At 44.6% G+C, this 24230-nt stretch carries 19 protein-coding genes; 16 read left to right on the forward strand and 3 right to left on the reverse strand.

Going from position 1 to position 24230, the window contains the following annotated elements; all coding sequences use genetic code 11:
- Positions 1–58 precede the first annotated feature (58 nt).
- The 5 genes from ACIFSR_RS08895 to bcp all read left to right on the forward strand — a co-directional run bounded on the left by ACIFSR_RS08895 (position 59) and on the right by bcp (position 5525).
- Positions 59–1609: a helix-turn-helix domain-containing protein gene (locus ACIFSR_RS08895; RefSeq protein ID WP_430056780.1), complete on the forward strand. Its 1551-nt coding sequence runs from the start codon at positions 59–61 to the stop codon at positions 1607–1609.
- A 136-nt stretch (positions 1610–1745) separates the two neighbouring features.
- Positions 1746–3077 (forward strand): ABC transporter substrate-binding protein, encoded by a 1332-nt coding sequence (locus ACIFSR_RS08900; protein WP_430056783.1) that lies wholly within the window; start codon positions 1746–1748, stop codon positions 3075–3077.
- Positions 3078–3299: 222 nt separating this feature from the next.
- Positions 3300–4358, forward strand: a complete 1059-nt coding sequence (locus tag ACIFSR_RS08905) for an asparaginase (protein ID WP_339205451.1) — start codon at positions 3300–3302, stop codon at positions 4356–4358.
- Position 4359: 1 nt separating this feature from the next.
- Positions 4360–5040 (forward strand): VOC family protein, encoded by a 681-nt coding sequence (locus ACIFSR_RS08910; protein ID WP_339205450.1) that lies wholly within the window; start codon positions 4360–4362, stop codon positions 5038–5040.
- A 14-nt stretch (positions 5041–5054) separates the two neighbouring features.
- Complete coding sequence (gene bcp, locus ACIFSR_RS08915; RefSeq protein WP_430056787.1) at positions 5055–5525, forward strand: thioredoxin-dependent thiol peroxidase; 471 nt, start codon at positions 5055–5057, stop codon at positions 5523–5525.
- A 75-nt stretch (positions 5526–5600) separates the two neighbouring features.
- Here the strand turns inward: bcp and ACIFSR_RS08920 are convergent, their stop codons facing one another.
- The gene (locus tag ACIFSR_RS08920; RefSeq protein WP_430056790.1) at positions 5601–7463 is read right to left on the reverse strand and encodes an LTA synthase family protein; all 1863 of its coding nucleotides are present in this window, start codon (positions 7461–7463) and stop codon (positions 5601–5603) included.
- A 340-nt stretch (positions 7464–7803) separates the two neighbouring features.
- Between ACIFSR_RS08920 and ACIFSR_RS08925 the strand changes: the two genes are divergently transcribed.
- Entirely contained in the window at positions 7804–8691 is an 888-nt protein-coding gene (locus ACIFSR_RS08925) for a M15 family metallopeptidase (protein ID WP_430056792.1), read from the forward strand.
- Positions 8692–8784: 93 nt separating this feature from the next.
- Here the strand turns inward: ACIFSR_RS08925 and ACIFSR_RS08930 are convergent, their stop codons facing one another.
- Positions 8785–8940 carry a DUF1540 domain-containing protein gene (locus ACIFSR_RS08930; protein ID WP_076266302.1) on the reverse strand — a complete coding sequence of 52 codons (156 nt, stop codon included), beginning with the start codon at positions 8938–8940 and terminating at the stop codon, positions 8785–8787.
- 73 nt (positions 8941–9013) lie between these two features.
- Between ACIFSR_RS08930 and ACIFSR_RS08935 the strand changes: the two genes are divergently transcribed.
- A complete protein-coding gene (locus ACIFSR_RS08935; RefSeq protein ID WP_430056794.1) occupies positions 9014–9985 on the forward strand; it encodes a nucleoside hydrolase in 972 nt (323 codons plus the stop codon).
- 157 nt (positions 9986–10142) lie between these two features.
- Here the strand turns inward: ACIFSR_RS08935 and ACIFSR_RS08940 are convergent, their stop codons facing one another.
- Positions 10143–11459: a deoxyguanosinetriphosphate triphosphohydrolase family protein gene (locus ACIFSR_RS08940; protein WP_430056797.1), complete on the reverse strand. Its 1317-nt coding sequence runs from the start codon at positions 11457–11459 to the stop codon at positions 10143–10145.
- A gap of 205 nt (positions 11460–11664) precedes the next feature.
- Here ACIFSR_RS08940 and cls point away from each other — a divergent pair, with 205 nt between their 5' ends.
- From cls to ACIFSR_RS08985, 9 genes are all read left to right on the forward strand, one after another.
- Entirely contained in the window at positions 11665–13113 is a 1449-nt protein-coding gene (gene cls / locus ACIFSR_RS08945) for a cardiolipin synthase (RefSeq protein WP_339205444.1), read from the forward strand.
- A gap of 1134 nt (positions 13114–14247) precedes the next feature.
- Positions 14248–14643 carry a Fur family transcriptional regulator gene (locus ACIFSR_RS08950; RefSeq protein WP_076266298.1) on the forward strand — a complete coding sequence of 132 codons (396 nt, stop codon included), beginning with the start codon at positions 14248–14250 and terminating at the stop codon, positions 14641–14643.
- A complete protein-coding gene (locus ACIFSR_RS08955) occupies positions 14619–15452 on the forward strand; it encodes a winged helix-turn-helix transcriptional regulator (protein ID WP_430056799.1) in 834 nt (277 codons plus the stop codon). The genes ACIFSR_RS08950 and ACIFSR_RS08955 overlap by 25 nt, the downstream gene beginning before the upstream one ends.
- Positions 15453–15621: 169 nt before the next feature.
- Complete coding sequence (locus tag ACIFSR_RS08960; RefSeq protein WP_430056802.1) at positions 15622–17076, forward strand: catalase; 1455 nt, start codon at positions 15622–15624, stop codon at positions 17074–17076.
- A gap of 1255 nt (positions 17077–18331) precedes the next feature.
- Positions 18332–18832: a DUF559 domain-containing protein gene (locus tag ACIFSR_RS08965; RefSeq protein ID WP_430057087.1), complete on the forward strand. Its 501-nt coding sequence runs from the start codon at positions 18332–18334 to the stop codon at positions 18830–18832.
- 267 nt (positions 18833–19099) lie between these two features.
- Positions 19100–19582: a CcdC family protein gene (locus tag ACIFSR_RS08970; protein WP_339205439.1), complete on the forward strand. Its 483-nt coding sequence runs from the start codon at positions 19100–19102 to the stop codon at positions 19580–19582.
- A gap of 19 nt (positions 19583–19601) precedes the next feature.
- The gene (locus tag ACIFSR_RS08975; RefSeq protein WP_430056804.1) at positions 19602–20948 is read left to right on the forward strand and encodes a DUF2252 domain-containing protein; all 1347 of its coding nucleotides are present in this window, start codon (positions 19602–19604) and stop codon (positions 20946–20948) included.
- A 260-nt stretch (positions 20949–21208) separates the two neighbouring features.
- Positions 21209–21754 carry a glutathione peroxidase gene (locus ACIFSR_RS08980; protein ID WP_339205437.1) on the forward strand — a complete coding sequence of 182 codons (546 nt, stop codon included), beginning with the start codon at positions 21209–21211 and terminating at the stop codon, positions 21752–21754.
- A gap of 1072 nt (positions 21755–22826) precedes the next feature.
- The gene (locus ACIFSR_RS08985; protein ID WP_430056807.1) at positions 22827–24191 is read left to right on the forward strand and encodes a sodium-dependent transporter; all 1365 of its coding nucleotides are present in this window, start codon (positions 22827–22829) and stop codon (positions 24189–24191) included.
- Positions 24192–24230: the final 39 nt, after the last annotated feature.

The following is a 24230-nucleotide window of genomic DNA, read 5'->3' on the forward strand; positions in this document are numbered from 1 at the left end:
TAATTATTATTATTTACAATTTATAAAATAATATTGTTTATCAAGGATGTGAGCGCGCATGTCGCAGCAACCGAATCAAACAAAGTACGGTGAAATGTTCTATATTGGCACGGAGGAAGTTAAGCTCCCGTCGCTGCACCATATGCAGTTGAACAATCGAGAGGAGCAATGCTTTGCGTTTGTGCTTCAACATAAAATAAAAGTTTCCATTGTGAAGAAGGGGCAGCACACGACTAAAAAAGCCGTTGGCGGTGAGCTGTTTCTCATTCCGTCCCATTGTGAATGTACGCTGCTTAATGAGGGCAACCATCTAGCTGAAATCGTACTTATTCGCTTCCGAAGCGGTTCGACAGCAGCAGGCGCGGAGATGCTCCCTTACCGAGACAGTATGGGATTAAAACTGCTGAGGCTGCCGCAGGCGAGAAGCTGGCTTCAGGACTTTCAAAGCGACTGCGGTACTGATGATGTGGTTTTATACTATCAGCTGCAATCACAGCTTTATGCAATGGTGGCTGCGCTCATTCAGTCCGTCCAGCAGCCGAGAGAGACCGAAGCTGGTTTAATTGGCTACGTCGAGCAAGCCAAGCAGTTTATGATTGAGCAGTTAAGTACACCGATGGATATGGAGGAGCTCGCAAGATCCTCAGGGGTGAGTACAAGCCGTTTTTATCAAGCCTTTCGCAGTTATACAGGACTTACACCGCTTAAATATATGACCAAGCTGAGGCTCGATGCTTCTATGCGCATGCTCTCGGGTACGTCCTCTTCCATCGTCGACGTGGCCCATTCCGTCGGCTATCCTGACGAGTACTATTTTAGCCGGCTGTTTAAGAAACATATGGGACTGGCTCCTACGGAATATGCCCAGCTTGCGAAGAAACGAGTAGCCACGCTTGTATCTGTGTTCGCGGGCGACCTATCAGCTATCGGAATGCCTACTTGCTTGTCCTTTATTCGTTTGAGCACTCATCAGCATGAACGGGTGCTCCAGCAGCTGCGTGAAGCGGAGCCGGATCTCATATTGGCAGGAATGCTGGATGAGGAAATGTACGCGGCATGTTCGGCTATCGCTCCGGTTCTAATGCTCGATTGGAAGGCTTATTCCTGGAAGGAGCGGCTGCTTGAGATAAGTAATGCATTAGGCTTGTCCACCGTAGCAGAGCGCTGGTTGTCCTATTATGAGATGAAGGTGCAAAACGCGCGTGAGCAGCTCAAAAATAGTCTAGGCGATGAGCCTATCTTAATTGTTCATGCCGGAAAAACGGGCTTTCGAATATTTGGCCCGCGCCGCCGCAAGATGAAGGACCTTTTTTATGACGATTTGCAAATGACCTATCCGAAATCGGCACACCAGATCGGATTTCTTGATACGAGCTCGCTAAGGGAGATCGCTGAACTAGGCTGCAGCAGCGTTCTCTTCCTCGTACCAGCGGAGGCTTCCCGTGATTATTGCAATCAGCTGGAGGAGGGCTGGCGCCGATTGAGGGAAAAGGATGCACGCAGAAGATGTATCTTTATCGGCTATCACGACCGGCTGAACTATAATCCGACCGTCCACGATGGGCTCATCGATGAGACAGTGAGGCATTTGATGAGTTGCGCGCAATAAATGAGGGCGCTCGTTCCATTTTATCTGTGGTATTCTGCAAAAAAAAAGAAGAGGTCAGCTGTATTGATTGAAGCGCATGTAGCCGATAAATAAAGTAATGGTTATGCATCATTACTTTATGATCGGGAGGGAATTTATGAAGCTCAATCTAATGGGCAAAGCACTATACCCGCTCTCGTTAATTATCATGATATCTTTCATAAGCGGTTGTACGCTTAATCCAAATAGTCCGGAACCGCTTGAACAGACACCAGCTCCGAATAAGGTGACTTTAAAAATTGTTGAGAGCCTAATGACGCCTCTACGGACAGTGGAATTAGACAAATTGATTGCACAATTTGAGCTCGACAATCCAACCATTGAGATTGTGAGAGTTTCGTCAGAATACGAGACCGCTGATCAGACGATCTTGACGATGCTGGAGCAGAACCAAGCGATTGATATTGTTGAGGTGCGGGACGTTACGGTACATCAGCTTGCGGAAAGTGGTCTGATAACCAGCTTGGAGAGTTATATTTCATCATGGAGCAATTATATGCTGCTTAACAATAATGCAAAGCTGATGTCTAGAGATGCAGGCGATGTTGCTTATTATATTCCGAGCAGTCTTTATCAAGTGCAGCTTTATTATCGCAAGGATTGGTTCGATGCCAAGGCGCTGCAAGTGCCAGAAACATGGGAGCAGCTCTTCTTTGTCGGCAAGCAATTGACGAAGCCGATGGAGAGGATATACGGCTTTTCCTTTCGAGGAGGCAGTGGTGCCGTTAATACGTTGTCTTCAATCGTTCAGGACTATAACGGAGAGAACGTCGATATAAGCGATTCCATGTTTAATACGGATGGCTCGACGATATTCTCAGGCAAGCGGGCAGCAGAGGCTGTTGAGCTTTACAAGAAGATTTATACAGAGATCTCAGATCCTGCGTCCATAGATTGGGGCTTTAATGAACAGGTTCAAGCATTTGTGAACGGCAATGCGGCTTTGCTTATCCAAGACTCAGACGTGATAGAGATGATCAAGGAAAAGCTGGAGAGCAGCCAGTGGGCAACAGCCCCTTTGCCTACAGGGCCTGATGGGATCTCTCATTACAACGTTGGTGCAGCCGGCTGGGGGATTGCTTCCCAGTCTAAGCATAAGGATGAGGCTTGGAAATTCATTTCCTATTTGTCATCGATTGAGAACAATCGTGCCTTTGCTGATGCCTCAGGCGTTATATCCATCTATAACAATACGATTGAAGAGGAAAAGTATTCTACAGGGCCGTATGCCCCTTATATGCTGATGGCAAATGACCCCGATCGGTTTCAGGGCGTAAAAAAACCGAGCTATTATAAAAATTACAGTCAATTTTTTCAAATGGGAACGGATTTGGGTCGACAACATTTGATGAATATCATTTCTACGGAGGAATTGCTTAAGCAGTTCGATGATTTTTGGCGGAAGCAAGGAAAACAGGAGCGAGATTAAATGACTGGAGGATGCTGTAGGCATGTTAGTTTCAAATGCCCAGCACCTCCTTTTTTAATTGGATGGATAGGCGATGTGATCTCGTATGAAGCGAGTTGCACAGGGCAACATGTAAGGATAGAGCTTGTGCCTTGACCAGAGTGCAGAGCCGCATATACGATAGTAGAAGTTATCTTTTTTTATCGCTGGCTAGCGATTGCAAGACAATAAGGAGGAACATTAGTGAAGCAGTTATTGGTTGTTTTTACAGGCGGGACCATTGGAAGCAAAAAGCAGGGAAACGGCATCGATGTTAATGACGCGGGATCTTATTCGCTTATAGATGATTATATCAACAGTGCTGAGCAGCGCGATGATGTTAGACTTGATGCGATACAGCCGCTTAACTTGTTAAGTGAAAATATGACGACCGAGGATTGGATTGCGCTTGCAGAGGCTGTCCATGGGATAGATACCGACTCGTATGCTGGGATAGTCATCACCCATGGTTCAGATACGCTGGCTTATAGCGCAGCGATGATCGGTTATTTGTTCACAGATACAAAAATTCCAATTGTGCTGACCGCCAGCAATTACCCGGTTGCCGATGAAAGAAGCAATGGGCGCCGTAATTTTGCAAATGCAATCGATTTTGTAGTGGATGCACAGCTGCCGGGCGTATTTGTCGTTTACGAGGATGACAAAGGGGATGCACTTGTTTACTTAGCAACTAGAGTTACGCAAGCGATGTCCTTTACGGATCAATTCGGCAGCCCCTACGGCGTGCCGTACGGAAAGATGGCAGATCGAGTGTTCAACTGGCTGGAGCATGAGAGAAATCCAAGACCGGAAGCGCTGAGTACTAAGCCTAAAGCGTCGTTTGCATGGGAGCCGGACACCCTTAAGCTCGATTCCAGCATCGTCTATATTCGGCCATATCCGGGCTTGAATTATTCGCTGTATGATTTTACAACGATTCGGCCGAAGGCGATCCTCCATGATTTGCATCATTCGGGTACTGCAAGCGCAATAGAAGCAGGGCCGTACTCGCTTCCTGCGTTTATTGCAAACTGTAAAAAGCTTGGCATCGATGTATACATATGTCCGATCCGAGATCGTTCGGCAGCCCTATATTCGTCGTCACTGCGCCTTATTGAAGCGGGTGCCATTGTAATTGAGAAGCTGTCGGTTGAGGCTGCAATAACGAAGCTCATGCTCGCATATGGTCTATATGATGATAAAGCACAGGCAAAAGCTTTCGTAACGGAAAGTGTTTTGTATCACGAACATAACGAGGTGTAAAATGATTATAGAAAAGCTGGTGCTTTTGACAGAAAAAGCAGCAAGCATTTTGCCTTTTTATAGGGATGTGCTGGCATTGCCGGTTATTCGCTCCGAGAAGGACAGCTTTACCGTTCAGGCAGGCTGGAGCGAGCTGACTTTTCAAGAGACTGGTGATCAAGCTGCTGAAGCGTATTGTTATCACTTTGCCTTTACGATTCCAGAGAATAAGCTTGAGGAAGCAAAAAAGTGGATCGAAGCGCTTGTTCCGATTGGTACGGAGGCAGGTCAGGATGTGTCGTATAGTGAATCATGGAACTCGCATTCTGTTTATTTTGAAGACCCGTCGGGTAATATTTTAGAGCTGATTGCCCGCCATACGATGGATAACGGTGTTGACCGTCCCTTTGACCCGCAGCAAGACATTCTTTGTATCAGTGAAATTGGCATAACGACCAGCGACGTTCCTACAGCAGTCGATCAATTTGCAGAGCTTGGCATCATGACCTATAGGACGCGCAATGACAATTTCAATCCAATCGGCGATGATAATGGTATATTTATAGTGGTTGGAAAAGGAAGACGCTGGCATTTTACGAACAAAACCGCAGAGAGCTTCCCAGTTGTTGTGACCGTGCGCGGGCTGGGTGAGCTGTACTTGGTGGAAGGCGAGCAAGGCTTGTTGATTGAAAATAAAAAGTAGAGGAGCATTCAACGATGGGAGAACATTTAAAAGTAGGGGACCAGGTCCCGAATTTTAAGCTGCAAGCATCCAATGGCAAAGAAGTTGAGCTTGCGGATTACTCAGGCAAGAAGCTCGTTATTTATTTTTATCCGCGCGACATGACGCCTGGCTGTACGACTGAATCATGTGATTTTCGTGACTTTAATGGCGAGTTCGGCACGAACAACACGGGGGTAATCGGAATCAGCCCAGATGATCTTGCCTCCCATGAGCAATTCGTAGACAAGCATGAGCTGCCATTCCTATTGCTGTCTGACACCGAGCATACGGTTTCGGAGCTGTTCGGCGTATGGAAGCTGCGGAGCTGGAACGGTGAGGAGTTTATGGGTATCGAGCGCTCGACTTTCCTGCTTGATGAACAGGGCAAGCTTGTTAAGGAATGGCGCAGTGTAAGCGTAGATGGACATGTGAAGGAAGTACTTGAAGCGGTAAAAAGCAGCTAGCTTTGTCATTTGCATAAAAAGAGGCTCCTCTCGAAGCGTGATATTCGCTTCAAGGGGAGCCTTTTAGTTTTATTATTATTTGGTCTTCCAAGAAGGCAGTTGGCTAACATAGCTGTCAGATAAGTTGAGGAGCTCTAATGCACGCTGATACTCATCTTCTGTCGCAGCCTGCTCCGTAATGCCGTCTCCGGCTAAGGAATAGTGCTTGCCGTCCTCATATCCGCTGCCTGACATGAATAGCTCTTTGCTGCTTAAGAATGAGCCAGTCGGGAGATAATAACGTTGTGGCAATACGTTATACGACTGATTAAACAAGTCTTGGCCGAAGTGGATATGATCATCCAAGGAAATACCAAGCATGTTCGCGATCGTAGGCAATACGTCAACTTGACCGCCAAGCTGATCGAATACTTTGCCTTCAGTTACGCCTGTCGATGCAACAACGAGCGGAATGTTGATCATATCGGTGTAGCTATATTCATGACCATAAATTTCAGCCATAAGCGCTTTGTCATCACGATCCAGCGAGTACACTGGAAGGCCGAGATGGTCACCGTATAACAAGATTAAGCTGTTGTCCCAAATGCCGCGTTCCTTCAAATCTGCAATGAATTCGCCAAGGGCGAAGTCAGCGTAGTTTTGTGCACGGATATAATCACCAACAAAAGTTTTCTCATAACGCTCAGGGAGCGTCATTTTGTATTTGTCAGCAGGAATGGTGAATGGGTGATGTGATGTCATCGAAATAACATGGGAATAAAATGGTTTGCCATTCTCGCTCATGCGTGACATTTCAGCAGCTGTTTTCTTGTAAAGCTGCTCATCGGAAGCACCAAAAAATACGGTATCTTCTTCTCCAAAAAACTTCTGATCGTAGTAACGGTCGAAACCAAGCGCTTTGTAAAGCTCGCCGCGATTCCAGAACTCAACAACATTCGTATGGAACGTAGTTGTATCATAGCCGTTTGCTTTCAGCAGTTTCGGCAAGCTCGGAAGCTCTTTGTCGGCATAAATCATCGTTGCCGCACCGCGTGGAGGAATATAGAAAGACGTGTTTACGACGAATTCCGCATCGGATGTATTGCCTTGGCCGACTTGCTGATAGAAATGCTTGAAGTAATAGTTTTCGTTGACCAGCTTATTAATGTTAGGCGTAATCTCTTTTCCGTCAATCTTCAAATTGACGAGGAAGTTTTGAAATGACTCCATTTGAATAATGATGACGTTTTTGCCTGCTGCTGTTTTCCACAGCTGCGGAGCTGCAGGTGTTTCGATCTTTTTGACGGAATCGATTTTTTCTTGCGTGATATGATTTGGATCAACAAAGTCAATCGTTTTGTTTTTGAAAATCATATAAGCCTCGTAATTGAGTATGCCCATTTGCTCCGCTTTGACGATCTCATTCATGCTGGCGCGGTTAGGCAAAATATTGAACAAGCAAAGCGCAATTGAAATGCTGAACAGGGCAAGGACAAGGCGTTTGCTTTCCTTGACGGAGCTTTGTTTCTTCCAATTCACGGCTTTCTTAGGCCTGAACAGCAGCACAGCCATAATGATAATGTCGATAAAGATGAGCAAGTAGTAAGGGTCCATCAGTGAAAATACGCTATTTTTTACCGCGGTGACTTGGTTTACCTGCTCTAGAGCGAGATAGGTTACAATAACGCCGTAATACTTGTAATACATAATGACGGCAAATAATATGAGTGTCATTACTAGATTTGCTATTAAATAGTAAATAAGTTTACGTTTCGAAGCGAACCACTCTATGAGACAATAAACAATGAGGACAAACGGAATTTCTTTTAAAATAGTAGTCCACGAAAAACCATCCTCGAAAATGACCATCCAAGCCAGATAGCTTTTGAGAAGCATGATAAATGAAAAGAAAAGGATGGGACGAGTGCTTAATAATCGTTTTGGAGTTAAAAATGTCATATAACCGCCTACCTTTCACAGCAAAAACTGGCCATCTCACAGAGGCAGCCAGGCCGCTAATCATAATATACGTTCGTTCTGTAAATTCTTATCCATTATGCTCCTAATTATAGTCGAATGTCAAAAGGCAAAAGGCTCCTCCATGTCCAATCATAATTTATTGTAAATAACAAATTTATAAGGATTTTTGTTTATTCCTATTCATTACAACATTTCCAAGCTATTAGATTGAAACATTATAGCTGATTTAGTAGTCTATTAATTAGATGCTATTAGACAAACCATGATTACAAGTATAATTACTTGAAATATATGTAAAAAATTATGTTGGAGGCTTATCATGAAAAAAAGAAGAAGAAGGCTGCTGCTGTTTATTATTGTATGCGCAGGAATGGTGTTTGGTTACTCTTTATTTAATAAGGATGAGACAACCACGATTCCGCCAAAGCAAGCTTCCGCTGATGGTTCCGCTAACGGCGGGGAAGTGTCGGGCAGCATAGGTTCTGACCCTACGGATAAGCCGAGCGGCGGAACTCCAACAGATGGACAGCCAACAGCTACGGATAAGCCCGATTCAAGCAATAACGGTAAGGGCTCCGGCACAGGAAAAGCAGAGCAGACTGAGGATGGAATGGTCGTTATTGCTAAACCAGAGGATATCGCGGTGCTTGTGAATAAGCAGCACAAGCTTCCGGAGGAATACAATCCCACGGATTTAGTTTATCCTGACGTTCGGTTTATATTTGCAGAGAAAATTGAAAAACGCTTGATGAGACAGGATGCAGCTACAGCGCTTGAGAAGCTGTTTGCAGCCGCTGAGGAAGACAACATCCAATTGGCCGGTGTATCCGCTTATCGCTCGCATAAGACGCAAACAACGCTCTTTGATCGCTATGTGAAGAGGGATGGACTCGAAAAGGCAAGAACCTATAGCGCTCTACCTGGTACAAGCGAGCATGAAACGGGACTAGCGATCGATGTGTCGGGTAGTGACGGCAAGTGTGCGGCTGCCGATTGTTTTGCAGATACAAAGGAAGCGCAGTGGCTTGAGAAGTATGCACATGAGTATGGATTTATCATTCGTTACTTGGAAGGCAAAGAAAAGATTACAGGCTATCAATATGAGCCATGGCATTTGCGGTATGTAGGTGTGGATGTGGCTACTGAGATGGCGAAGAGCGGAGAAGTGCTGGAAGAGTATTTTGACGCGGTTCCTGTTACAAAATAAGAAGCAATAGCGCAGCGCAAGCTATATTCGGACAAGCCTTATTGTTCATAAAGGATAGTCACTTGCGCTGCTTGCTATTGGTAATGCCCTTCGTTAGATCTTTGCTTCAAACGTTTTGCAATCTGTTTCTTCGGAGTTGCTGGCTTGCTTGCCGCGATTGCTGACCACATAAATAGAAGAGGCGCCGCAGTGATTACCTGCTGCCCAGAACTTGCATGAATTCACTTCGCACAGTACATCCTTAGCCATTGACAATTCACCTCCTCTCTATATAGGATGGACAAACGATATATCGTTTTATACTCAGGAAGGATGGATAGATATGGGAGTTAAGCTTTATTTTAATCATGACGCCGGTGTAGACGACCTGGTATCGCTTTTTCTTCTTTTGCAAATGAAAGATGTTGATCTGCTTGGGGTATCCGTTATTCCAGCCGACGGCTATTTGGAGCCTGGCATCAAAGCCAGCAGCAAAATCATTGACCGCTTTGGCGACCCTATCAAAAATAAATCACTTGAAGTGGCTAGATCAAATTCACGCGGTGTAAACCCATTCCCTGCTGAATGGCGTATGCATACGTTTTTTGTGGACGCGCTGCCTATTTTGAATGAATCAGGAACGATTAACACGAAAGTATCTGCGCTGCCAGCGCATCAACATATGATTGAACAGCTTCGCAAATCGGATGAGAAGGTGACTTTGCTGTTTACAGGTCCGCTTACTGACCTAGCAAGAGCGCTGGATGAAGCTCCGGATGTGGAAGCGAAGATTGAGAAGCTTGTATGGATGGGCGGCACGTTTAATGAGAAGGGCAATGTTCAAGAGCCTGAGCATGACGGAACCGCAGAATGGAATGCCTTCTGGGACCCTGAATCTATGCACCGCGTATGGGCAAGCAGCATTCCGATTTTGCTTGTTGCGCTTGAGAGCACGAACAAAGTACCTCTTACGATGGATGTACGCAACCGCTGGGCATCGCTTCGCAAGCATGAAGGACTAGATTTTGTCGGTCAATGTTACGCTGCATGTCCTCCACTTGTTTATATGGAGACGAACTCGACATATTATTTGTGGGATGTGCTTACGACAGCTGTTGTCGGCAACCCGGATCTCGTGGAAATTAAGACGGTACACAGCGGCGTGATTAAGGATGGACCTAGTCAAGGCCGTACGGTGGAAGTGGAGGGCGGTCGCCCGGTCAGCCTTGTGTATGATGTTGATCCTGTTCGATTCTTCGATTATATTACGGACCTTTCTGCAAGTGCGGTTAGCTACAATGTTAAGCAAGACTAAACCATAACAAAAAGCGCAGCTTCGAATGAGTTACACTCATCCAAGGCTGCGCTTTTTTTAAAATATAAGAAAGTATATTATTTTCTCATACTTAGCTTATATTTCACGGTCTAAGCTGCTTCAGTGTCAGAAGGACGCCGAAGGCGTTTTAGCTTGTTTAATCCATTTCATAAATTGAACCTGATTTGCTGGCATAAAGCTCGGCGTATACCTTCTCGGCGTAAGCATCGGTCATACCCGAAATATAATCCGCAACAAATCGCGGCCAGCTCCATTTGTTCTTATGGATCTCGTAATTTTCTATCCAGTCTGGCGGAATGATAAGGCGACCAGATTCTTGAACCTTGAAGCTGTCCCATAACCGTCTTATCATAATTTCACTGCGCATCTGCAAGCGCTGAACACGGAAATCCTTAATGAGTGTTACCCATGCAAGCTTCTTCAAAATCTCCATCGTGCGGAGTAACTCGATATCCTGTTGCCCATTGTTGACGAACGTGACCTTTTTCCAGCTGCGCGATGTATCGTCTATAATGCCGACTTTGCTTGCAAACAAGCTGACCCAGCGCGCTTTCATCTCCCGCCTTGTACGCGAGGCTTCGCGATCACAGCTTGCATACAACTCCTGCCACTGCTCGAAATAGGAGACGAGTACACGCTTCACCATCGCAGGGATATCCACCTCACCCCAGCCGATTCCGGTATTGCCTTTATCCTCGACAATTTCCTGAACAACATGGTCGATAAGTCTGCTGTCTTCAAAGAAAGTACGGTTCATTTGGATTTTACCTGCACGTATGCCGTCTTCGATGTCATGTGTGGAATAAGCGATGTCATCGCATAAATCCATGAGCTGTGCTTCCAATGTTGAGCAGCCTTCTGGAATTTTCCATAAATAGCGAAGCTGTTCAATCTCTCCCCACTCTGTGCTGTATAGCCCTTTTAGACGGCCAGGCTCACTGAGGCTAAAAGGGTATTTATTAATAGCAAGCAAGACAGCTGCAGTTAAATCAAGGCCGCTTCCGCTTCCTGCCCTTTTCTCTAAAAACATTAATATTCGAAAATTTTGCGCATTGCCCTCGTATGGTATGCCATACTCCTCCATGAGCAAATGGTTGAGCACTTCTTCCCCTTTATGTCCAAAAGGGGGATGACCCAAATCATGCGCGATCGCGGCAATCTCGACGACAGCGGGATCTAATATGAGCCCCGGATGCTCTTTGCGTGCAAGGAAATCATATTGTTTGCCTAACTTGCGAGCAACCTCGCGTGCAATCTGCGACACTTCGAGTGAGTGAGTTAGCCTTGTTCTATAGTAATCGCCCGTACCTGCGCCAAATACTTGTGATTTACCTTGCAGGCGGCGAAAGGCGGGAGATTGAATGAGTCTCGCATAATCTCGTTCATACTCATCTCGCTCCTCGCTTAAAGTACCGAGCGCTTTCTCGTCCAATCTAAGCTTGCGTATGTCCATCGTAAGTCCTCCAGTGCCGTTTATGCGGGTATTATTGAAATATATTAGCTCATCTAGTACATGTTGTAGATAGGTTTTTTTACGACTTAAATTAGGAAAAATGCTTTGTTGCTTGAATTGTAGCATATAATGAGGCTTGAACATACACCGTGCTTGGAGTATGATCGCATTAGCTTTAACATAAAACTGAGGTGCTATAATACGGATGGTTATAATGCAAAATGCATCTGCAATTATTATGCTGCTAAACATTTTTTTGGCGATTACGGTTATCTTTCTAGAGAGGCGCAGCGCAAGTACAACTTGGGCATGGCTGATGATTCTTTTTTTCATCCCCGTTTTCGGCTTTGTTTTGTATTTAATATTAGGGCAGAAGGTACGTAAAAGAAAGCTGTATAAGCTGCTGGGCGATAGTCAGCGCATTATCGAGCATACGGTCGAGAGGCAAATGCGCCAGCTGCGAGAAGATGAAATTGTATATAATGATCCGGCGATGCGAAGTTATCAAGACATGATCTATATGAGTCTGAAAACGAGCTATGCGGTATATACGAGCAATAATGCGGTTGAGATCTACACGGAGGGCAATCAGAAGTTTGATGCGCTGCTTAAGGATATAGAATCAGCCCAGCATCATATTCATCTCGTTTATTATATCGTCCGAGACGATGAGCTTGGCAGAAGATTGGTTAAGGCGCTGGCAGCGAAAGCGGCGGAGGGCGTAGAAGTCAAGTTTTTGTACGATCATATAGGAAGCTCAAGCTTGCCGAAGCGTTATTTTGCGGAGTTGATTGCAGCAGGCGGCAGGGAAGCGGCGTTTTTCCCATCGCGAATTCCTTATTTGAATTTAAAAATCAATTATCGCAATCATCGCAAGCTCGTTATCGTTGACGGACAAGTCGGTTATATTGGCGGCTTCAACATCGGGGACGAATATTTAGGATTAAACGAGCATTTCGGCGAATGGCGGGATACACATCTTAGAGTTCGCGGCAATGCCGTGCTGCAGATGCAGGCGCAGTTTCTGATGGATTGGAATTTAGCGGCTTCCGGTCGAATTGAGCTTAACGAGCTGTATTTCCCAATTATGAGCGATGATACGGGAACAATTGGCATGCAGCTTGTAGCGAGTGGCCCGGATACGCAATATCAGCAAATTAAAAATGGTTATATCAAAATGATTTATTCAGCTCGGAAAACAATCAGCTTACAAACGCCATATTTTGTACCGGATGAAAGCTTGATGACCGCGCTGAAGATCGCTGCCCTGTCTGGGGTAGATGTACGTATTATGCTGCCGAGCAAGCCGGATCATTTCTTTGTATACTGGGCAACTCATTCTTATTTGGGAGAGCTTCTCGCAGGCGGAGTGAAATGTTATATGTACGAGAAAGGGTTTCTTCATGCAAAAACGCTTGTCATCGACGGCAAGGTGGCGTCCGTTGGAACAGCCAATGTCGATATTCGCAGCTTTAAGCTTAATTTCGAGATGAATGCGTTTATCTATGATACGCAGACATCGGCAAAGCTGCAACGCATTTTTGAAGATGATGTCAAACATTGCACGCAGTTAACGGAACAAGTTTATGCTAATCGTCCAATCATCAATCGATTGAAAGAATCGATTTCCAGGCTGCTCAGTCCAATTCTATAGATAAACATAAGTCTAATCCTATAGACGCAAATTAGTCCGAGCCTATAGACGCACATAAGAAGGGCTTCTGCTTATCTAAGATAACCAGAAGCCCTTCACGTGCTTGGTAGAGAACTATTCAATTTATTCTAACGCTCCAATCCGCTGTTTGCCTCTTCTTCGTCCTTTCGAATTTGTTACAAACCCTATCGACTTCGATCCTCATTTTATTGACCTCGATCAACTTCCTTTCGATTTGTTTCAAATCCCTGTTGCTTGTAAGTACTTCTCATCCAAATGATCGACTACATCCGTCTTCGCTATTGTCCCAGCATGTCCGGCAGTGATTGAATGCTCCTTCCCGAGATTATGAGACATGCATCGCTAACCTACTTCAATGGGCTATCCCCTCTCGTTTAAGATAGGCTTAGTATACACCTTTATTTGAATTTTGTAAATATTCAGATTATTTAATTCGACAAAAAATTTTGTGTTGTTTTTTAGGTGTGATTTTGCGTGTGAGGTGGGTAGGAATTGCATCTTAAAGTAGTATAAGCTGTTGATCATGGTGAGTGGAAGTTGCGCATGATGGTAGGGGATGTAGAAATGGTTGCAAGAGCTGTAAACGCGACAAAACATTGACTATTATGCCCGCCAGCGTTCAACCTGTACTTCATACACCTCAAACAGTAACTTTTGTGTCCGTCACCATTTTTGTAATGAGCGTAGAAGTCGAAGTTAATGATGAGTGGAGTTCATGCTTGCCTCTAACGAACTCAAAAGTCGTTATTATAATGATTTAGGCATAATCTGAATTCTAACGAACTTAGAGAACGCTATACGCTCAAAAATGAGTTGAATCATTGATTTTGGAGGCTAATAGGGTTATCTGGGTTCGTTACGTTTGCAAGAGTGTGAAATTGAAGCAAATAAGACTTCTGGGGTTCGTTTCAACTTTTTGCGAGGTGCTTTTGTAGATAGCGTGTGGCTTCTGTGTAAAGTTAATGAGCTTCCATATTGTTTCGTCTAGTATTGGTTGTGGCTTTGAGCCGCCTTTTGGAATAAGGAGGATAAAGGAAAGCTCATGAGGTTGACCGTTTTCGACCTTCAATTTATACTTAGTCTAAAATCAGTAGTTAAAGGAATGATCTTTTTATGAATAAAATTAACTTAACGATACAGCGCAAGGCCATCTTTGAAGTTGTGCAGCAAGCCCATGATCACCCGACGGCGGCCGATGTCATTGAACGGCTTCGGGGCAAAGGCTTCAACTTCGCTTACGGCACCGTGTACAACTCATTGCGTTATTTGACAGACGTGGGTCTCATTAGAGAATTGAAGCTTGGAGAAACAGTTAGCCGCTATGATGCTCGGACGGATGAACATCAGCATATCGTGTGTACTGTATGCGGGCGCGTGGATGAAGTATTGACCGACTTGCCGAGTGAGTGGATGGAGAAGGTCGCTTTGGAGACGAAATACAAAATCGAGCATGTGCAAGTTGTATTAGAGGGGGTTTGTGATCAATGCGCGACGAAACAACCACAATGAACAAAGATTATTTGAACGGGAACATGCCGCTCGACCAGAGTGCAGCCTCAGCCGCTGGCTATTCAGAGGAAGAGCTGCTGCAAAACGGGATGCTTTGCTCGATAACGAAGCGGGTCATGATTATTAGTCCGTTTCCAGAGAGGGTCAAAAGCCTGCTTGTCGCGCTTTCATCCGAATGTTTTGATGTGTTTTCATTGCATGATTTCAATAAAAGCATGCTCCAAAGCTTGCAGCCAGAGCTGCTCGTATTTGATGCGATTCCTGTAGCTCAAGCTGCCGCGAGCCATACGCTGCAAGCAGGTGCAGAACTGGTGGAAGCGGCTGAGCTGCATGCGGTTCCTGTCCTCATTTTAATGGATCAAAAATCGTATGATAGCCGTGAAACTTTTGCCCTTGGCGCATCTGAGCTGCTAGTCTGGCCGGCTAAACCTGAGCAAGCGATAAAACAAATCAACCGTATGCTTCTGAATAAGCCAGCAGCAGCTGCGAAGGCGGATAGCGACATTCGTGTGTTTAAGGATATTGCAGTTGATCTCAAAAAAATGACCGTTGATCGGGCGGGGCAGCGAATTGAGCTTACGAAGACGGAATATGATTTGCTTCTGCATTTCATGACATCGGACGGTTCCGTTCTAACGCGTGAATCTTTGCTCGATACCGTTTGGGGGCTGCATTTCTATGGAGGCAGCAATCTGGTGGATGCTCATATTAAGAGCTTGCGCAAAAAACTAAAGGATAGCGCCGTAGCGCCAAAATATATAGTTACCGTGCGTGGTGTAGGCTACCGGATAGCGGATATTCGTGACTAAGGGGTAAGTGCATCATTTTAGGTAATGAATTTCACCAGCATGCTGTGGTTCATGAAATATTCATTTTTCATTCATTAGGCTTTCATGACAGTTGAGCCTTGATTCGATAAGATTATTTTATAGATTTAGATCAAGTCTAAATATATAAAATGATCGATGAGGTGCTATCATGGAAAACTATATGACAACGAACCAAGGCACGCCGGTTGGCGATAATCAAAACTCGCGTACAGCGGGGCAGCGTGGACCAACACTAATAGAGGATTACCATTTGCTTGAGAAGCTTGCGCATTTTGATCGGGAGCGTATTCCAGAGCGTGTCGTGCATGCCCGGGGAGCAGGCGCACATGGAGTATTTCGTACGGAAGTTAGTATGAAGGATCATACGAAGGCTCTTTTTATGCAGGAGCCGGGAGTAGAGACGCCTGTATTTGTACGCTTTTCAACGGTTATTAACGGAACAGGTTCGCCGGAGACGGCGCGCGACCCACGCGGCTTTGCGGTAAAATTTTATACGCAGGAAGGTAACTATGATCTTGTTGGAAACCATTTGCCGGTATTTTTCATTCGAGATGCGATGAAATTTCCTGATATGGTGCATTCCCTCAAGCCGGCGCCAAATACGAATGTCCAAGAGCCTGCGCGCTACTGGGATTTCATGACGCTCTCCCCAGAATCGACGCATATGCTCACCTGGTTGTTCTCCGATGACGGAACGCCTGCTACTTATCGTGAAATGGACGGATTCGGCGTTCATGCCTTCAAATGGATTAATGATGATGGTAAGCCGACTTATGTTAAATACCATTGGAAGTCGCTGCAAGGAGTACGAAACTTTACAGCAGCTGAAGCTAGCGTGATGCAAGGCAAAGACTTTAACCATGCGACACGTGATTTACATGATGCAATTGAACTCGGCAACTTCCCAGAATGGGAGCTTCATGTACAGCTTATGCCTGTCGATCATGTGGAACGGTATGCGTTTGATCCATTAGATCCAACGAAGGTGTGGCCGGAGGATATGTATCCGTTGCAAAAGGTAGGCACGATGACGTTGAACTGCAACCCAGTAAACTATTTTGCTGAGGTTGAGCAATCTGCTTTCTCGCCAAGCACACTTGTACCAGGAATCGAGCCATCGGAGGATAAATTGCTGCAAGGCCGATTGTTCTCTTATCCGGATACTCAGCGCTATCGCCTTGGAGCGAACTACCTGCACATTCCAGTAAATTGCCCGTATGCACCTGTTCGCAACTATCAACGAGATGGTGCAATGACAATGCATGCAAATCCTTCTCCAGTGAATTACGAACCTAATAGCTCATCAGAGAGTCCAAAGGAAGCAAAGGCTTACGGGGATTCTTATGTACCTCTTCAGGGACAGGCTGGCCGCCAAAAAATCGACAAAACTGACGATTTCACTCAAGCGGGCGAGCGCTATCGCTCATTGCCTGAAGAACAACGAGCAAACCTAATCGCCAATTTGACTGGTGAGCTGGAGCAAACAAACGATGATATAAGACTCCGCGCCATCTGCAACTTCTTCCGAGCTGATCGCGAACTAGGCATGAAGCTTTCGCAAGCGCTGGGCGTCGATATCCGCAAGTTTGTACCTCAGAGTTAATTCAAAAGCAAACGGGAACATGATGACAGAAGCACGCTGAATATGCGTGTTTCTGGGTTTCCCATCTACATATTCTTAAATCCACTAGAAGCCATGAACAAGCTTAAAGCAACCTCCAGCTGTGAGAAACCACAATCGGTCAATCTTAAATGATTAACCCATTCAAGACGAGCGATTTAACTAAAAATGAAGAAACTTTTAACCACCCAGTACTCTACTCAACAATCTACGAACTATTGAACCGACGTATCGACGAACCCACGAACCCACGAACCCACGAACCCACGAACCCACGAACCCACGAACCCACCAAACAAAACTAACTAATTCTTTCAATTTCAACTAACACTAACAGGAAAACCTCCGGCTAATTATGCTAATCCAGCTGATTTTGCTCACTTAGAAGGAATATCTCCCGTTAATTTGTTGGATATTAGCAAATTCGGATGAGATGGACAGTATTAACAGGAGAAATTCCTCTTAAATTAATATTTTCCGTAAAAAAGTGTGAATTAGCGGTAGAAATTCCAGTTAAGCTACTTTTCTTTGAGGAGACAAGTTATGGAGGCAAGTAAGTTACATTTCTTATGCGAAGGATACGTTCATTTTAACCAAATCACTCAATATCAATTAACACTAACAGGAAAACCTCCATCTAATTTTACTAATTCGGCTGATTTTATTCATTTAGAAGGAAAGCCTCCCGTTAATTTGTTGGATATTAGCAAATTCCGCTGAAATGGACTGAATTAACAGGAGAAATTCCTGTTAAATTATTATTTTCCGTAAAAAAGGGTGAAATAGCGGTACATATTCCAGCTAAGTTACTTTTCTTTTGAGGAGACAAGTTGAGGAAGCATTTTAGTTGCGTTTCATGCCAACTGATCGTTTATATGAGGTGGATAAGGTTGGACTTTCAGTCAACGGATAAGGTTGATATAACGCTAAAAAGAATGCAAGAACAACACTATTCTTATGATTCCAGATGCCTTATAATCAATGACAAGAGACGAAGAACGTCCCGTTACCACTCACTCTAGAGTGGTGACGGGACGTTTTCTATTTTCCAGAGGGGATGATTGAAGGTGACTTATGAGGAGGCGCATCGCACATTTATTCAATACCATTTAGATAAAAGGTCAGGGGAACGTCGCGGAAGGCTGGAAAGAGGGCATGGACATGCGGAATCCAAATTTTGTGTAATGTCTGGTGGCCTTTGTGTGGAGATTTTCGAAACCTGCATCCTGAGTATGAAGTGTTGGATTGGCGCGGCAGATCCTATTTTGCAGATTTTGCTTGGTTTTCGGGTACTGTAAAGCTCATTATTGAGATCAAAGGATTTGCATCTCATGTTAGAGACATGGATCGACAAAAATATTGCCATGAACTAAACCGCGAAACCTTTTTGCATGCGATGGGCTATCCGGTCATCTCTTTCGCTTATGATGATGTTGAGAAAAACCCTGAGATATGTATGACCATGCTCAAAATGGTGATGAGCAGGTACCAGGCTAGGCGAGCACCAATAACACGAATTCAACTAGCAGATAAAGAATTTATACGGCTTGCAGTTCAACAGGCTCGTTTAATCAGGCCAAAGGATGTGGAGCGCCATTTTGGTATTGATCATAAAACAGCAGTAAATTTATTGAAAAAGTTATGCTCAAAAGGAGGGCTTATCCCTCTTTATCGTGGCAATCGACAACGAGTCGTAGGATATGAGCTCGCTCATGACTTTCTTAATTTTCTGGATTAATGGTTCAATCATTATTGCGACCGGCTTCAGCTTCTTTCTTACATCGCAGCTTCCAAGAAGCTAGATGAAAATGAGGAACTTTTAGATCAGAAGAAAAGCTTCCATAGACGGTCATAGGCTTAAAAAAATAGCGTATGTTTGCGATGTTTATGGTTTTGAAGTACGATGGAATAAAGAGTAGTTTATTGCTGCCTTGTAAAGGATTAAGAGCGTTTTCGCGATTATAAAAATAGGGCATCCACACCATGAAAACGGGGGTAATTAGCGGTGCTGCTGTCAACGCAAGTGATTCAAGTTGGTTCCATCGTCATATCAGCTCTGGCCGGTCTTACACTTATTATCCTGCGTATGCGCGCTGGTAAACGGCCGACCTCATTGCGCAAAATCATCATACCGCCGTTAGGCATGGCAACAGGCTTCGTCATGTTTGCCTTTTCCCAGACGCATATTCCATGGTTTTGGGGGTTAGCCGCTTTTTTGACCGGCATGCTGATCTTTGCTTTCCCATTAATCGTCACGACCCGCTTGGAACGCGTGAAGTCGGAAATCTATGTCAGACGATCTAAGGCGTTTGTATTTATTATGCTGACGCTGTTCATAATCAGGCTTTCTCTACATAGTGTCGTAGAGCAATATATGTCGATTCCGCAAACCGGGGCGGTTTTCTATTTGCTCGCTTTTGGCATGATTCTACCATGGCGCTTGGCTATGATTAGTGATTATATGAGACTGCAAAAAGTAGAAATGTAAGTTGAATGGGGGAGAATGTATGGATTCGAAGCTGACAGAACGAGTGAAGCTGACCCAGAGCAAACTTAGAAGACGGACACTATCTGCGATTTTTCAAGAATTTGATCAAAAAATAATGAAGCTTGAGCGCGGCAAACGTGAAGAAAAGTATCTTAAAATGTCGGAAACGCCATTTTCTTTTTTTCGCGGCAGCGCTTATTTGTTTTATTTTGACGCATCACGAATTTGGTTTCCTTATCACACGCCAGAGGGGCGTCCCACTTGGGTTCAGGGCGATCTGCACTTTGAGAACTTTGGTGCTTTCCGCAATGAGCAAGGTACGCTCGTCTATGATGTGAATGATTTTGACGAAGGTTATCTGGGCTCGTATTTGTATGATTTGATGCGAATGTCGGTAAGTATAGCGCTCGTCGGCAGGCTTAAAGGACAAACCCATGCTAATCAGATTAGCGCGGTTGAAGCTTATCTACAGGCCTATTCCAAGCAGATGCGTCGATTCGCAAAGGGCAAGGATGACCCTGGCACTTATGTGATTGATATTGAGCGTGCGGAAGGTCCCGTCAAGAAGCTGCTCAAAAAACTGCAAAAACGCAAGGATCAGCACTTCCTTGAAAAGGTTACGGCGCTCGTACAGGAGCATAGGCAGTTTGCAACGACAGATGAAATTGTATCTCCGACTGACGAAGAACGTGAGGCTTTATTGCAAGCATGGCCGATGTATTTAGATACCGTCAAAGCCGATGACTCAGAGGAATTGCGTCATTTTCAGGTAAAGGATATTGCAGTGAAGCATGGCTCGGGGACAGCATCTATTGGGCTCGATAGATACTATGTACTGATTGAAGCAGGCGAAGATGCACAAGGCGAGGACGATATCGTGCTTGAGGTAAAGGAAGTGCGCGTTCCAGTTCCAGCTTATTTTATGCCTTATGATGAGACATTTTGGTCTATGTTTGAGCATCAGGGACAGCGCGTCACCATGACTCAGAGAGCGATGCACCATGAGGCAGACCCGTATCTTGGATGGTTATCTATTGGAGAGCGGCAGTTTTATGTGCGTGAGCGATCACCATATAAGAAGCGGCTTAAGCTAGAAGCGCTTGATACGGCTGGAGATTTGCTGTCGGTTACGACGAGCATGGGCAGGCTGACTGCAAAAATGCATGCGCGGGCGGATGCCGATGTAGCGCAAGGGATTCTTGCGTATCACAGTGAGATTGAGATTGTGAAGGCGATGGGCAATGACGAGGATGCTTTTTGCACGTCAATTGCCAATTGGGCGCTGTCCTACGCGGATCAAGTGGAGCAGGATTATGCTTTGTTCACGGAATGGCTGGGCAGTAGAAAGAAGCAATCGCAATTATAAATAATGGGACTGCACTGAGGTGCGAGGTAACTCGCAAGAGGAGCAGTCTTTTTTTTTGCGTAGCAGCTATAAAAAAACGGTGGTCAGCGTAGGGGATTACATATAAAGACTGGATTATCGGTTTTAGAACCATGCTTCGCTTTTCCTATAAAGGCTTTAGGTTTGACATTCATTTGTTTTGCATGGTATTCTATGTAATAATTAAATTGTGTACAATTTAATTTATTATAACTCACATATTTTAGAGGAGGCAATAAACAATGAGCATTTACTCACATGAGCTGCAAAGCATTAATGGTAAACAACAAAGCATGGAACAATATAAAGGGAAGGTGCTAATTGTCGTCAACACAGCAAGCAAATGCGGCTTTACACCACAATACGCGGATTTGCAAAAACTATATGAACAATATAAAGACCAAGGCCTTGAGATTCTTGGTTTTCCAAGTAATCAATTTGGCGAGCAGGAGCCGGGTGCAAACTCTGATGTTCAAAGCTTTTGCCAGTTGAACTACGGAGTGACATTCCCTCTTTTTGAGAAAACTGATGTACGGGACGAGACCGCTCATCCTCTTTTCAAGCAGCTAACGGAAGATGCGCCTTTCCAAGGTTTTGATACAAGCAACCCTAGCGGTAAAATGCTCAATGCTTTCCTTTCGGAGAAGCTGCCTCATTACCTCGAAGGCAACTCAGTCAAATGGAACTTTACTAAATTTCTAATTGACCGTGAAGGCAATGTCGTAAAACGGTTCGAATCGACCGATGAACCTTCCGATATGAAGGCTAATATCGAGCAGCTGCTATAGTGCTCCCTCACTTAAAAATGAAATAGATGCGGCTTCCGGGCGAAAAAAAGCCCATTTAATGGTTGTTTTAGTCGTTTTGTAGGTAAGACTGGCGTCTAATGACGAATAGCTTCCTTATAACCAAACATTCTTCGATGTGAAGGACTATACTTCGACCTTTGGAAGTGAATGCAAAGCTTACTTCTATATGCGTGAATCGGATGGTTCTTAGAAGTGATATAGAATAAAGTAGGATCATTACGGACAACGAGATGTGCGAGGCTAGATCAATATGCTATCGCAATGCCGTAAAATCAAAGGGTAATTGCTGAGGTTTTGATAGAGTGAACAACGAGCAATAGATGGGTTTTTAATTGGGAGAACAACGGATGCGACTACACGTTCACACAGCGTCTATTAAGCAAAATGTGATTGGCCTAACCTCAGTTTAAGAGTTAATTGTTGGGTTCATCATGCACTTCATACTGTGCCTTACTACACTGCAATTCATTTGAAAATATCGTACTTATACTCTATTAAATTAATATAAGATAGAAGTTGAAAATGGACAGAAACGATTAATCGTTTCTGTCCATTTTTTGATGGTCCTAAATATCTTAAAATTCGATATTCGAGCATTTTTCGATCACGAATTAAAGTTGTAAATATGCAATTATATTCAGATAAAATTTTTTACGTTTTCAACGTATTGCTTTATTATATATGGAATTATCCTTTACATGTACATGATTCATTCGAAGTTTAAAAAGGTTTATATATGCAAAATTAAAAGTTATTCAGTCCTGTTAACTAGAATCAAATGAATAAATAGAAGTGAAAACGGAGCGGCAATGAGGCAGTGTGAAATATGCTGATTTATGATACCGTTCGTGACACCATTCTGATGATTGGCGAAGCACAAAGTAACCATCGTCAATACACATTCCAGCCTGTTGGATTGTGTGATTTTCAAATGAAACTATACCGGCTCAGAACGTGCGCTTGCAGATATATTTTTTGAAAAAGGTTATACTACCCATCGGAGCAATAGATAAGTCGCAGACAGCTTAGATTACTACAGGAGGAATGGCTTATGAAGGATCAAAAACAAGAAGGAGCCTCACAAAGCGAGGAGAGCGGTACAGGGGAGCGGTTTACGTCCTCAGGATTTATTTTGGCGGCAATAGGCAGTGCGGTCGGACTCGGCAACATGTGGAGGTTCCCGTATATTACAGGTAAATATGGAGGAGCGGCCTTTTTTCTTCTATTTTTTATATGCATGCTGTTAGTAGGGCTGCCGGTGCTGCTAGCGGAGCTATCAGTAGGTCGAGGCGGCCGCGGCAATGCGTCCTCTTCGTTCACGCGGCTGGGCGCGCATAAGCTGTGGAGCGGCTTCGGCGTTATTATCATTTTGGGAGCGTTCGTTATATTGTCGTTCTATGCGATAGTCGCAGGCTGGACTTTGCATTATGCGATGCTGTCTTTTACAGGGCAGCTGTTTGAAAATAATGATTTTGCGCAGCAGTTCAGTGATCTTAATGGAAGCTGGATGCCGGTATTCTGGCAATTCATCGTCTTGCTTCTAACGGGCCTGATCATTATTCGAGGTGTATCGGCAGGTATTGAAAAGGTTAATAAAATTTTTATTCCAGGGCTGCTTGTACTGCTCATTGTACTTTGTGTGCGTGTTATGTTTCTGGATGGAGCCGGCGAAGGCGCAGCCTTTTTCCTAAAGCCTGACTTTAGCAAGCTGACAGCGGAGTCTGCCTTCGTAGCGCTTGGCCATGCCTTCCTATCCCTTTCCCTTGGCATGGGTACCATTATTACTTATGGGGCGTACGTGGATAAACGGCAGTCGCTTTCTCTAGCAACAGCAGCAGTAGGTACAGGCAATATTGTTTATGCACTTCTTGCAGGACTGATTATTTTCCCTACTACCTTCGCATTTGGACTCGAGGCTTCGCAAGGCCCTGGTCTCGTATTCGTAGCCTTGCCTGCAGCATTCTCAGCGATGCCGTTAGGGTGGCTGTTTGGAGGGCTGTTCTTCGTAATGATCGCCTTTGCTTCGCTTACTTCAACCATCTCACTGCTCGAGGTGCCGGTTGCTTTCGTTCGCGAGAAATTTGGCTGGAGCCGAAGCTTTTCAGTTATTTTGTTATCCATTCTTTGCTTCGTTATTGGGGTGCCATCGGCGTTATCGCTTGGTGACAAAATACCTTGGCTTACGTTTGGCGGGAAGTCGTTTTTTGACTGGGTTGATTTTGTATGCACGAACATCGTTCTGCCGCTTGGCGGACTAGTCGTTACTATATTTGTCGGGTATGTATGGAAAGGCGGAGCTAAGGAGTCAGGCTTGTCTGCATGGTGGCTGCGAGTATGGTTATTCATGCTGCGTTATGTTGCGCCAATTCTGGTATTGCTCGTATTTCTTTATTCTTCCGGCATTATTTCGTTCTAGTGCTCTGGATTGCTAGGCTCGGGAGCATGCTCTGAAAGT

The sequence above is a fragment of the Paenibacillus sp. NRS-1760 genome, from assembly GCF_050467785.1.
GTDB lineage: Bacteria > Bacillota > Bacilli > Paenibacillales > Paenibacillaceae > Pristimantibacillus.

Excerpts from the sequence above, each read along its gene's own strand:
- ACIFSR_RS08895 (WP_430056780.1), top strand. The coding sequence starts at position 59 with ATGTCGCAGCAACCGAATCAAACAAAGTACGGTGAAATGTTCTATATT.
- ACIFSR_RS08900 (WP_430056783.1), top strand. The coding sequence starts at position 1,746 with ATGAAGCTCAATCTAATGGGCAAAGCACTATACCCGCTCTCGTTAATT.
- ACIFSR_RS08910 (WP_339205450.1), top strand. The coding sequence starts at position 4,360 with ATGATTATAGAAAAGCTGGTGCTTTTGACAGAAAAAGCAGCAAGCATT.
- bcp (WP_430056787.1), top strand. The coding sequence starts at position 5,055 with ATGGGAGAACATTTAAAAGTAGGGGACCAGGTCCCGAATTTTAAGCTG.
- ACIFSR_RS08920 (WP_430056790.1), bottom strand. The coding sequence starts at position 7,463 with ATGACATTTTTAACTCCAAAACGATTATTAAGCACTCGTCCCATCCTT.
- ACIFSR_RS08925 (WP_430056792.1), top strand. The coding sequence starts at position 7,804 with ATGAAAAAAAGAAGAAGAAGGCTGCTGCTGTTTATTATTGTATGCGCA.
- ACIFSR_RS08930 (WP_076266302.1), bottom strand. The coding sequence starts at position 8,940 with ATGGCTAAGGATGTACTGTGCGAAGTGAATTCATGCAAGTTCTGGGCA.
- ACIFSR_RS08935 (WP_430056794.1), top strand. The coding sequence starts at position 9,014 with ATGGGAGTTAAGCTTTATTTTAATCATGACGCCGGTGTAGACGACCTG.
- ACIFSR_RS08940 (WP_430056797.1), bottom strand. The coding sequence starts at position 11,459 with ATGGACATACGCAAGCTTAGATTGGACGAGAAAGCGCTCGGTACTTTA.
- cls (WP_339205444.1), top strand. The coding sequence starts at position 11,665 with ATGGTTATAATGCAAAATGCATCTGCAATTATTATGCTGCTAAACATT.
- ACIFSR_RS08950 (WP_076266298.1), top strand. The coding sequence starts at position 14,248 with ATGAATAAAATTAACTTAACGATACAGCGCAAGGCCATCTTTGAAGTT.
- ACIFSR_RS08955 (WP_430056799.1), top strand. The coding sequence starts at position 14,619 with ATGCGCGACGAAACAACCACAATGAACAAAGATTATTTGAACGGGAAC.
- ACIFSR_RS08960 (WP_430056802.1), top strand. The coding sequence starts at position 15,622 with ATGGAAAACTATATGACAACGAACCAAGGCACGCCGGTTGGCGATAAT.
- ACIFSR_RS08975 (WP_430056804.1), top strand. The coding sequence starts at position 19,602 with ATGGATTCGAAGCTGACAGAACGAGTGAAGCTGACCCAGAGCAAACTT.
- ACIFSR_RS08980 (WP_339205437.1), top strand. The coding sequence starts at position 21,209 with ATGAGCATTTACTCACATGAGCTGCAAAGCATTAATGGTAAACAACAA.
- ACIFSR_RS08985 (WP_430056807.1), top strand. The coding sequence starts at position 22,827 with ATGAAGGATCAAAAACAAGAAGGAGCCTCACAAAGCGAGGAGAGCGGT.